Genomic DNA, 9,644 nt, shown 5'->3' with positions numbered 1-9,644 from the left:
CCACCGGCCCCAGCCGCCGCCCCCTCGATCTTCGCCCGCACCTCCCGCATCACCGCGACGATCTCCCCTTCGTGCTCCGGCGTGAGCCGAGCCACCGGCACCGAGCAACTGATCGCGTCCAGCGCCGGGTTGTCGTACCGCAACGCGAACCCGAACCCGACGATCCCGAGGACCCCCTCCTCACGGTCGATCGAGTAACCCCGGGTGCGGATCGAAGCGAGGTCCGCGGCCAACGCGTCCCGGGAGGTGTGGGTGTTGGGGGTGGCCGCCTCGTACGGCCCGTCGGGCAGCTCGGCGTCCGGCCGTTCGGCGAGGAGTGCCTTGCCCAGGGCGCCGACGTGGGCCGGGAGCCGCCGCCCCACCCTGCTGATCGTCCGGAGGTACTCGTGCGACTCCCGCGTCGCCAGATACGCCACGTCCCGCCCGTCCAGCCGCCCCAGGTGGATCGTCTCGCCGAGCGCCTGGGACGCCTCGTCGAGATACGGCCGTACGACCCTCACACGCGGGTCGGAGTCCAGATAGCTCGTGCCGGTGAGCAGGGCGTGGATGCCGATGCCGTAGAGCGAGCCGGTGATGTCGGTGCGGACCCAGCCGTGTGCGATCAGGGTCTGGAGGAGGGCGTACATCGAGCTGCGCGGCACGCCGAGCGCGTCGGCGAGTTCCTGGAGGCGTGCGGGACGGTCGCCGCGCGCGGCGAGCAGTTCGAGCAGCTCGACCGTACGGGCGGCGGACTTCACCTCGCGGACGCCACCGGGCTCTGACATGGGGCGATGTTAGCGAGCGCGGGTGCCCCATTGACGGTCGCGGTTCGCGTATCTAATCTCTGTCCTCATACGTGGATGATGTCTACATAGGGAGATGGCACAGTGAACGGCGACACGGAGACCCTGGTGCGCAGGCTCCGGGACGGGATGGCGGGCGGCGTGCTCTCCTTCCCGCTCACCTCCTTCCACGACGACGGCTCCCTCGACGCCGACGGCTTCCGCACCCATGTCGCGGCCCGGATCGCCACCGCCCCCGGCGCCGTGTTCCCCGCCTGCGGAACCGGCGAGTTCTTCTCGCTCGACGAGGACGAGTACCGCACGGTCGTCACCATCGCCGTCGAGGAGGCGGCCGGCCGCGTGCCCGTCGTCGCCGGTGTCGGCTACGGCTGGGCGCAGGCCGCCCGCTTCGCACGCATCGCCGAGGAGGCCGGCGCCGACGCGCTCCTCGTCCTGCCGCACTACCTCGTCGCCGCCCCGCAGGACGGCCTGGTGGCCCAGCTGGAGCAGCTCGCCGCCCGCACCCGGCTCCCGCTCATCGCCTACCAGCGCGGCCAAGTCGCCTTCACCGCAAGCTCGTTGAAGCGCATCGCGGCGATCCCCGGCGTCATCGGCCTCAAGGACGGCCACAGCGACCTCGACCGCCTCCAGCGCCTCACGCTCGCCGCCCCCGAGGGCTTCCTCTTCTTCAACGGCGCCTCCACCGCCGAGATCCAGGCCCGCGCCTACGCCACCGTCGGCGTCCCCGCCTACTCCTCCGCCGTCCACGCCTTCGCCCCCGAGATCGCGGACGCCTTCTTCGCCGCGCTGACGGACGGCGACGACAAGGCGGTCGAGAAACTGCTGCGCGACTTCTACGTCCCGCTCGTCGAACTCCGCGACCGAGTACCGGGATACGCCGTGTCGCTGGTCAAGGCGGCGGCCCGGCTGCGCGGCCAGCCGGTGGGACCCGTGCGCGCCCCGCTCACCGACCCCTCGGCCGCCGACCTGGCCGAGCTCACGACCCTGCTCGCCACCGGACTCGACCTCGTAGGAGCCGCGCTGTGAACCTCACCATCGCCGACGTCCGGCTGACCCCGATCCTGGTCGCCGACCCGCCCCTCCTGAACACCCAGGGCGTCCACCAGCCCTACACCCCGCGCCTGATCGTCGAGATCGAGACGGCCGACGGGATCACCGGCCTCGGCGAGACCTACGGCGACACCAAGTACCTGGAGCTGGCCCGCCCCTTCGCCAAGAAGCTGATCGGCCGTCAGGTCAGCGATCTGAACGGCCTGTTCACGGTCGCCGACGAGCTGGCCGTCGACAGTTCCCGGGTCTCCGGGCAGGTCGACGTCGGCGGGTTGCGCGGTGTCCAGACCGCCGACAAGCTGCGGCTGTCCGTCGTCTCCGCCTTCGAGGTCGCCTGCCTCGACGCCCTCGGCAAGGCGCTCGGGCTGCCCGTACACGCCCTGCTCGGGGGCAAGTTGAGGGACGCGGTCGAGTACAGCGCGTACCTGTTCTACAAGTGGGCCGACCACCCCGAGGGCGTGACGGCCGAGAAGGACGACTGGGGCGCCGCCGTCGACCCGGCCGGAGTCGTCGAGCAGGCACGGAAGTTCAAGGAGCGGTACGGCTTCACCTCCTTCAAGCTCAAGGGCGGAGTCTTCCCGCCCGACGAGGAGATCGCCGCCGTACGGGCGCTGGCGGCGGCCTTCCCCGACCACCCGCTCCGCCTCGACCCCAACGGCGCCTGGTCCGTGGAGACTTCGCTGAAGGTGGCGAAGGAACTCGGGGACGTCCTCGAATACCTGGAGGACCCGGCGCTGGGCACCCCCGCGATGGCCGAGGTGTCCGCGGGGACCGATGTGCCGCTCGCCACCAACATGTGCGTGACGACGTTCGCCGAGATCAAGGAAGCCTTCACGAAGGACGCCGTGCAGGTGGTGCTCTCCGACCACCACTACTGGGGCGGGCTGCGCAACACCCAGCAACTCGCCGCCATCTGCCGCACGTTCGGCGTCGGCATCTCCATGCACTCCAACACCCACCTCGGGATCAGCCTCGCCGCGATGACCCACGTCGCGTCGACCGTCCCCAACCTCCACCACGCCTGCGACTCCCACTACCCCTGGCAGTCGGAGGACGTCCTCACCGAACGCCTCACCTTCACCGACGCGAAGGTCACCGTCTCCGACGCACCCGGCCTCGGCGTCGAACTCGACTGCGCCAAGCTGGAGTTCCTGCACCAGCGGTGGCTCGACGACGACGGTTCGCTGCGCGAGCGCGACGACGCGGCCGCGATGCGGATCACCGACCCGCAGTGGGTCACACCGTCGATGCCGCGCTGGTAGGGGCGAGACAGGCCGCCGCAGGGCGGGGGTGCTACGACCGGATCCGGACGCGTGCCGCCACGGCACCCCGGCGCCCCCGCCCACGGAGTCACCGGGTCCGGCGCGCACCGTACGGCCCGGACCTGCGGCTGCCTGATTCCGGCGCGACCGGCGGCACCGGAGCGGGAGCCGCCCCCACGCGCGCGTGGTGGTGCACACTGGCCTGATCCGTATCACGTCAGGGAGCGCACCGTGACCGCGTCCAACGCGTCCACCGGAAAGGGACCGTCGTCCCGCAGCGAAGGGCCGTCCTGCGGGGTCGACCCGCTGGCCGGGCTGCGCGCGGCGGACGATCCGCCCTGGGACGTGTATCTCACCGGCACCGTCTTCCTCGACATCATCTTCACCGGGCTCGAATCCGCCCCCGTGCGCGGGACCGAGTCCTGGGCGCGCGGGATGGGATCGAGCCCCGGCGGAGTCGCCAACATGGCTACCGCGCTGGCCCGCCTCGGGCTGCGGACCTCGCTCGCCGCGGCCTTCGGCGACGACCACTACGGCGAGTACTGCTGGGACGCGTTGCAGCAGGGCGAGGGCATCGACCTCTCCGCCTCCCGGACCGTGCCCGGCTGGCACTCGCCGGTCACCGTGTCCATGGCGTACGAGGGTGAGCGCACGATGGTGTCGCACGGCCACGAGCCGCCCCCGGAGGTCGTGTTCTGGCAAGGGGGCGCACCTGACTGCCCGCCACGCGCGCGTGCCGCCGTCGCCTCGCTCACCCCCGGCAAGCAGGCCCCCTGGGTCGCCCAGGCCGCGAGCGAGGGCACCCGGATCTTCGCCGACGTCGGCTGGGACGACACCGGTGCCTGGGACCTCGCCGGACTCGTCGACCTCGCGCACTGCGAGGCATTCCTGCCGAACGCCGAGGAAGCCATGCGCTACACCGGCGCCGACTGCCCCCGCGCCGCCGCCCACGCGCTCACCGAACACGTACCCCTTGCAGTCGTCACCCTCGGCGCGGACGGCGCCTACGCCGTGGACCGGCGCACCGGAGAGTCCGCAGAGGTCCCCGCGATCGCCGTCGAGGCCCTCGACCCCACCGGCGCGGGCGACGTCTTCGTGGCCGGTTTCGTCACCGGCACCCTGGCCGGCTGGCCGCTCGCCGACCGCCTCGCCTTCGCCGGACTCACCGCCGCCCTCTCCGTCCAGGAGTTCGGCGGCTCCCTCTCCGCACCGGGCTGGTCCGAGATCGGCGCCTGGTGGCGCAAGGTGCAGTCGGTCGAGGGCCAGGACCCCACGGCCCTGGACCGGTACGCGTTCCTGGCGGGACTCGTACCGGAGGAGCAGGGCAGCGGCAGTCCGTGGCCCTTGCGGCGGGCGGTGCCGACGATCGGGTTCGGCAGATCGACCTAGGGGCGGCGATCACGGGCACGGGCAGCCGGACACGCGTCGCCCGCCCCGGAGGCGAACCGTTCCCGCTCAGCGGGCCCCCGCACGCTCCAGCACGCCGGTGACCTCTTCCCGTATCGCCTCGAAGACCGCCTCGGGCAAGGTGCCGAGCGGTGTGAGCGCCAGGGTGCCGAGGACCCGGGCGGCGTCCGTGTCGTAGGGAACGGTCTCGCTGAGCACGTCGTAGCCGTCACGGACCGCGACCCGCAGGACGCGCGCCGCCGTGCCCTCCGCCGCCCCTACCGCCACCGCGACCACGAAGGGGACCTCTCCCCGCAGCTCACCGGTCAGCTTGCGGTAACCGCTGGCCACCGGCTCTTGCCAGCGCAGGTTCAGCAGCAACGGGCGCTTCGCGAGCAGCTCGGCGAGGTCGGTCTCGACGGGGCCGTCCGCTTCCAGGACGACCGCGCGGGCGTCCAGCACCAGCGCGGCGGGGAGCAGACAGCGCAGCGTGCTGCCGACGATGTTGCCGCCGACGGTGGCGGTCCGGCGCACGGCCCCGGTGCCCACGCCCGCCGCGGCCCGCCGCAGCACCTCCGGCACCCGCTCGTCGATCTCGTGCAGCAGTACGGCCGCGCCCAGCGCCCCGTCCCCGATCACCTTCGCCTCGGGCAGCTCGCGCAGGGACACCGCCTGCTCGGGGAACCCGTCCCGTTGCCAGGAGGCCCACACCAGTGTCGCCCCGCCGACGGGCACCGCCCCCTCGACCAGGCACTCCTGCGCTTCGGACACGGACGTGGGCAGACGCACGAACACAGCGGCCGACCTGCTTTCCCTCTCGGCCCGGCGGTGGGAGCCACGGCCCGCCGGCCGGATCTCCTGCTGACACTTGGCTGACTCAGCACATTGTCCGTACAAGCGAGGGGGCGCGAACAGGGCTCACGGCGTCACCCCGCGCGCCTCCCCTGCGCCGGACACGCTCCCGGAGCGGGGGAGGACAGGTCCGGATTTCGTGGCCCGACGGTCACCGAAAAGCCCTACGGCGTTGTCAGTGGCCCGGCGTACCCTGGAAACCACCAGGCCGCCCTTGTGGCGGGCGAGTCTTTTCGAGGAGGACGAGCAAGGCCTACAGAGCCGGCCCATGACTCAGACACCCACAGCTCACACCCCCGCGCAGGAGCAGGCGAAAGCACGGTTCACCGTCCCCGCCCAGCACCCGATGGTCACCGTTCTGGGGTCCGGAGACGCCCTCCTCCGCGTGATCGAGAAGGCCTTCCCGGCGGCCGACATCCACGTCCGGGGCAATGAGATCAACGCGGTCGGCGACGCCCGCGAAGTCGCCCTCGTCCAGCGCCTGTTCGACGAGATGATGCTGGTGCTGCGCACCGGGCAGCCGATGACGGAGGACGCAGTGGAACGCTCGATCGCCATGCTCCGGGCGAGCGAGAACGGGGATGGTCCCGAGGAGACACCCGCCGAGGTGCTCACCCAGAACATCCTGTCCTCGCGAGGCCGCACGATCCGCCCCAAGACCCTCAACCAGAAGCGGTACGTCGACGCGATCGACAAGAACACGATCGTCTTCGGCATCGGCCCCGCCGGCACCGGCAAGACCTACCTCGCCATGGCCAAGGCGGTCCAGGCCCTCCAGGCCAAGCAGGTCAGCAGGATCATCCTGACCCGCCCGGCGGTCGAGGCGGGCGAGCGGCTGGGCTTCCTCCCGGGCACCCTCTACGAAAAGATCGACCCGTACCTGCGCCCCCTGTACGACGCGCTGCACGACATGCTCGACCCGGAGTCGATCCCGAAGCTGATGGCGGCGGGCACGATCGAGGTGGCACCGCTGGCGTACATGCGTGGTCGCACTTTGAACGACGCCTTCATCATCCTGGACGAGGCCCAGAACACGAGCCCCGAGCAGATGAAGATGTTCCTCACCCGGCTCGGCTTCGAGTCGAAGATCGTGATCACCGGTGACGTGACGCAGGTCGACCTGCCGAGCGGCACGAAGTCGGGACTGCGGCAGGTGCAGGACATCCTGGAGGGCCTCGACGACGTGCACTTCTCCCGCCTGTCGTCGGCGGACGTCGTACGGCACAAGCTGGTCGGCCGTATCGTCGACGCGTACGAGAAGTACGACAGCGAGAACGGTACGGAGAGCGGCACCCACAAGGGTGCCCGCGACAAGCGGAAGTAGATCAGCACGACCATGTCGATCGACGTCAACAACGAGTCCGGAACCGAGGTCGACGAGCAGGCGATCCTCGACATCGCCCGCTACGCCCTCGCGCGGATGCGCATCCACCCGCTCTCCGAGCTCTCGGTGATCGTCGTGGACGAGGACGCCATGGAGCAGCTCCACATCCAGTGGATGGACCTGCCCGGGCCGACCGATGTCATGTCCTTCCCGATGGACGAGCTGCGTCCGCCGAGCAAGGACGACGAGGAGCCTCCGCAGGGGCTCCTCGGTGACATCGTGCTGTGCCCGGAGGTCGCCACGAAGCAGGGGGCCGAGGCCGAGACGCAGCACACCATGGACGAGGAGCTTCAACTCCTCACCGTCCACGGTGTGTTGCACCTGCTTGGCTACGACCACGAGGAGCCCGACGAGAAGGCCGAGATGTTCGGCCTCCAGGCCGCGATCGTGGACGGCTGGCGCGCGGAGAAGGGCCACACCGGCCCGTCCCCGGCTCCGACGGTCTCCTAGGGCACGGGTTAGGGCACAGGTAAGTACGCCTCATGAGTCCTCAGATCGTCGTCGGGGCCATCGCTCTTGTCGTTGTCGCCTGGCTCGCCGCCTGCGCGGAGGCGGGCCTCGCGCGCGTCTCCAGCTTCCGCGCCGAGGAGGCCGTACGGTCCGGCCGGCGCGGCAGTGCCAAGCTCGCGCAGGTCGCCGCCGACCCGACCCGCTACCTCAATGTCGCCCTGCTGGTCAGGGTCGCCTGCGAGATGGCCGCCGCCGCGCTGGTCACCTACGAGTGCCTGCACGTGATCCACGGCACCGCGCCCGCCCTCCTCGCCGCGATCGGCGTCATGGTCCTCGTGTCGTACGTCGCGGTGGGGGTCTCCCCGCGCACGATCGGGCGCCAGCATCCGCTGAACACGGCCACGGCGGCGGCGTACGTGCTGCTGCCGCTCGCGCGGATCATGGGCCCGATCCCGTATCTGCTGATCCTCATCGGCAACGCGCTCACGCCCGGAAAGGGCTTCCGGCGCGGCCCGTTCGCGTCCGAGGCCGAGTTGCGCGCGCTGGTGGACCTCGCCGAGAAGGAGTCGCTGATCGAGGACGAGGAGCGCCGCATGGTGCACTCGGTCTTCGAACTCGGCGACACCCTGGTCCGGGAAGTGATGGTGCCGAGGACCGACCTCGTCGTCATCGAGCGGTACAAGACGATCCGCCAGGCCCTCACCCTCGCGCTCCGCTCCGGCTTCTCGCGGATCCCGGTGACCGGGGAGAGCGAGGACGACATCGTCGGGATCGTGTATCTGAAGGACCTGGTCCGCAAGACGCACATCAGCCGCGACGCCGAGTCGGAGCTGGTCTCCACGGCCATGCGGCCGGCGAGCTTCGTGCCGGACACCAAGAACGCCGGTGACCTGCTGCGCGAGATGCAGCAGGAGCGCAACCACGTCGCCGTCGTCATCGACGAGTACGGCGGCACGGCCGGCATCGTCACCATCGAAGACATCCTGGAGGAGATCGTCGGCGAGATCACCGACGAGTACGACCGCGAACTCCCTCCCGTGGAGGAGCTGGGCGACGACCGCTACCGGGTCACCGCCCGTCTGGACATCGGCGACCTCGGTGAGCTGTACGGCTTCGAGGCCTACGACGACGAGGACGTGGAGACGGTCGGGGGGCTGCTGGCGAAGGCGCTGGGGCGCGTCCCGATCGCCGGTGCCTCGTCGGTCGTAGAACTGCCCGATGGCCGAGAGCTACGACTGACGGCGGAGGCCTCGGCCGGGCGCCGGAACAAGATCGTGACGGTACTGGTCGAGCCGGTGGGCCCGGCCGACCCGTCCGAGGAGGAGACGAAGCCGGAGTGAGCCCCGAGCAACTGCGCGCGTTCTGCCTGTCGTTCAACGCGACGGTGGAGGACTTCCCGTTCAACCCGGACACGTCCGTCTTCAAGGTCCGGGGCAAACTCTTCGCCCTGACCCGCCTGGACGCCCACCCCCTCACGGTCAACCTCAAGTGCGACCCGGAGGACGCGATCCGACTCCGGGAGGAGTACGACGGGCTGATCATCCCCGGGTACCACATGAACAAGCGGCACTGGAACACGGTGACGGTGGACGGGGAACTCCCGGACCGGTTGGTCCGGGAGCTGGTGGAGGACTCGTACGACCTGGTCGTCGCCGGACTACCGCGCGCCGAACGGCTCCGCCTCGACCGTCCCTGACCCGGCCCGCCGGGACCGCAGTCCTACGGCCACCAGCACCGCCGCCCCCAGCGCGATCGCCGCGTCGATGCTCACGACTGTGTGGACCCCCGACATCAGATCGCCGGACGTGGTGGCGAGGACGCCCAGGAGGGGGATGCCGATGGTGATGCCGATCTGCTGGGTGGAGGTGACCAGGCCGGTGGCCAGGCCCTGTTCCTCGTCGGGGACGCCCGAGGTGACCGTCAGGCCGTAGGAGATGATCGCGCCCAGGTGGCACATGCTCGCCAGGGAGACGGCGGCCGTCGCCACCCAGACCGACCAGGTGTGGGTGTTCAGGGTCAGGAGGGCGGCTGTCAGCACCGCCTGGCCGGTGAGTGAGGCGATCAGGGTGTGGCGGGCGCCGATGCGGCCGATGACCTTCGGGGCGTAGACGCCCGCCACCGCCGAGAGGATGCCCTGGACGCCGAAGACCAGGCCCGTCTCGAAGGACGACAGGTGCAGGATCTCCTGGAGGTACAGGGTCAGGACGAAGACCACCGTCGACATCATCGAGAAGGTGACCAGTCCGCCCAGGTTGCCCCAGGCCACCGTGCGGCGGCGCAGCATCGGGAGGGAGACCAGGGGTTGGGGCGTGCGCGACTCGATGTACGCGAAGGCCGTGAGGAGCAGGACGCCCGCGATGAGTGTCGTGATCACGTCCGTGTGGGCGAAGCCGTGGTCTGCCGCCGTCGAGAGGGCGTAGATCAGGGACAGGAGGCCGGCCGTGACCGTGATCGCGCCGGGTACGTCCAGGCGGGGGC

General features: G+C 70.7%; 10 protein-coding genes. 7 read left to right on the top strand and 3 right to left on the bottom strand.

Features of this window, described 5'->3' with window-relative positions; all coding sequences use genetic code 11:
* Positions 1–764 (bottom strand): IclR family transcriptional regulator (locus ACNFOC_RS44690; RefSeq protein WP_416964740.1); only part of this gene is annotated, 764 nt, incomplete at its 3' end.
* Between the two features lie 147 nt (positions 765–911).
* Between ACNFOC_RS44690 and ACNFOC_RS44685 the strand changes: the two genes are divergently transcribed.
* The 3 genes from ACNFOC_RS44685 to ACNFOC_RS44675 all read left to right on the top strand — a co-directional run bounded on the left by ACNFOC_RS44685 (position 912) and on the right by ACNFOC_RS44675 (position 4,483).
* Positions 912–1,808 (top strand): 5-dehydro-4-deoxyglucarate dehydratase, encoded by an 897-nt coding sequence (locus ACNFOC_RS44685; RefSeq protein WP_416964741.1) that lies wholly within the window; start codon positions 912–914, stop codon positions 1,806–1,808.
* Positions 1,805–3,094, top strand: a complete 1,290-nt coding sequence (locus tag ACNFOC_RS44680; RefSeq protein ID WP_416964739.1) for a glucarate dehydratase family protein — start codon at positions 1,805–1,807, stop codon at positions 3,092–3,094. Before ACNFOC_RS44685 ends, ACNFOC_RS44680 begins: the two co-directional genes overlap by 4 nt.
* Before the next feature lie 231 nt (positions 3,095–3,325).
* On the top strand, positions 3,326–4,483 hold the full coding sequence (locus tag ACNFOC_RS44675) for a carbohydrate kinase family protein (RefSeq protein WP_416964738.1): 1,158 nt from the start codon (positions 3,326–3,328) through the stop codon (positions 4,481–4,483).
* Positions 4,484–4,549: 66 nt separating this feature from the next.
* On the opposite strand, the gene ACNFOC_RS44670 is transcribed toward ACNFOC_RS44675, so the two are convergent.
* Positions 4,550–5,275, bottom strand: coding sequence for an FAD binding domain-containing protein (locus ACNFOC_RS44670; protein WP_416964737.1), 726 nt, complete (start codon positions 5,273–5,275; stop codon positions 4,550–4,552).
* A 325-nt stretch (positions 5,276–5,600) separates the two neighbouring features.
* Here ACNFOC_RS44670 and ACNFOC_RS44665 point away from each other — a divergent pair, with 325 nt between their 5' ends.
* Genes ACNFOC_RS44665 through ACNFOC_RS44650 form a run of 4 tightly spaced genes read left to right on the top strand, consistent with a single transcriptional unit; the run spans position 5,601 to position 8,862 of the window.
* Positions 5,601–6,656 (top strand): PhoH family protein, encoded by a 1,056-nt coding sequence (locus ACNFOC_RS44665; RefSeq protein WP_416964736.1) that lies wholly within the window; start codon positions 5,601–5,603, stop codon positions 6,654–6,656.
* Positions 6,657–6,668: 12 nt separating this feature from the next.
* The gene (ybeY, locus tag ACNFOC_RS44660) at positions 6,669–7,166 is read left to right on the top strand and encodes an rRNA maturation RNase YbeY (RefSeq protein WP_405839883.1); all 498 of its coding nucleotides are present in this window, start codon (positions 6,669–6,671) and stop codon (positions 7,164–7,166) included.
* A gap of 32 nt (positions 7,167–7,198) precedes the next feature.
* Positions 7,199–8,506 carry a hemolysin family protein gene (locus tag ACNFOC_RS44655; RefSeq protein ID WP_416964735.1) on the top strand — a complete coding sequence of 436 codons (1,308 nt, stop codon included), beginning with the start codon at positions 7,199–7,201 and terminating at the stop codon, positions 8,504–8,506.
* The gene (locus ACNFOC_RS44650) at positions 8,503–8,862 is read left to right on the top strand and encodes an MmcQ/YjbR family DNA-binding protein (RefSeq protein WP_416964734.1); all 360 of its coding nucleotides are present in this window, start codon (positions 8,503–8,505) and stop codon (positions 8,860–8,862) included. The genes ACNFOC_RS44655 and ACNFOC_RS44650 overlap by 4 nt, the downstream gene beginning before the upstream one ends.
* Here ACNFOC_RS44650 and ACNFOC_RS44645 read toward each other — a convergent pair.
* Positions 8,824–9,644 (bottom strand): MFS transporter (locus ACNFOC_RS44645; RefSeq protein WP_416964733.1); only part of this gene is annotated, 821 nt, incomplete at its 5' end. The two genes, ACNFOC_RS44650 and ACNFOC_RS44645, sit on opposite strands and share 39 nt — an antisense overlap.

The organism is Streptomyces colwelliae, from assembly GCF_048158785.1.
In the GTDB taxonomy this organism is placed as follows: Bacteria; Actinomycetota; Actinomycetes; order Streptomycetales; family Streptomycetaceae; genus Streptomyces.
Note: the sequence above shows the minus strand (reverse complement) of the source record. Positions and strands in the feature narration are given on the sequence as shown.

What these genes read in the sequence shown, in the direction of transcription:
- ACNFOC_RS44685 (WP_416964741.1), top strand. Translation starts at nt 912, where the DNA reads ATGGCGGGCGGCGTGCTCTCCTTCCCGCTCACCTCCTTCCACGACGAC.
- ACNFOC_RS44665 (WP_416964736.1), top strand. Translation starts at nt 5,601, where the DNA reads ATGACTCAGACACCCACAGCTCACACCCCCGCGCAGGAGCAGGCGAAA.
- ybeY (WP_405839883.1), top strand. Translation starts at nt 6,669, where the DNA reads ATGTCGATCGACGTCAACAACGAGTCCGGAACCGAGGTCGACGAGCAG.
- ACNFOC_RS44655 (WP_416964735.1), top strand. Translation starts at nt 7,199, where the DNA reads ATGAGTCCTCAGATCGTCGTCGGGGCCATCGCTCTTGTCGTTGTCGCC.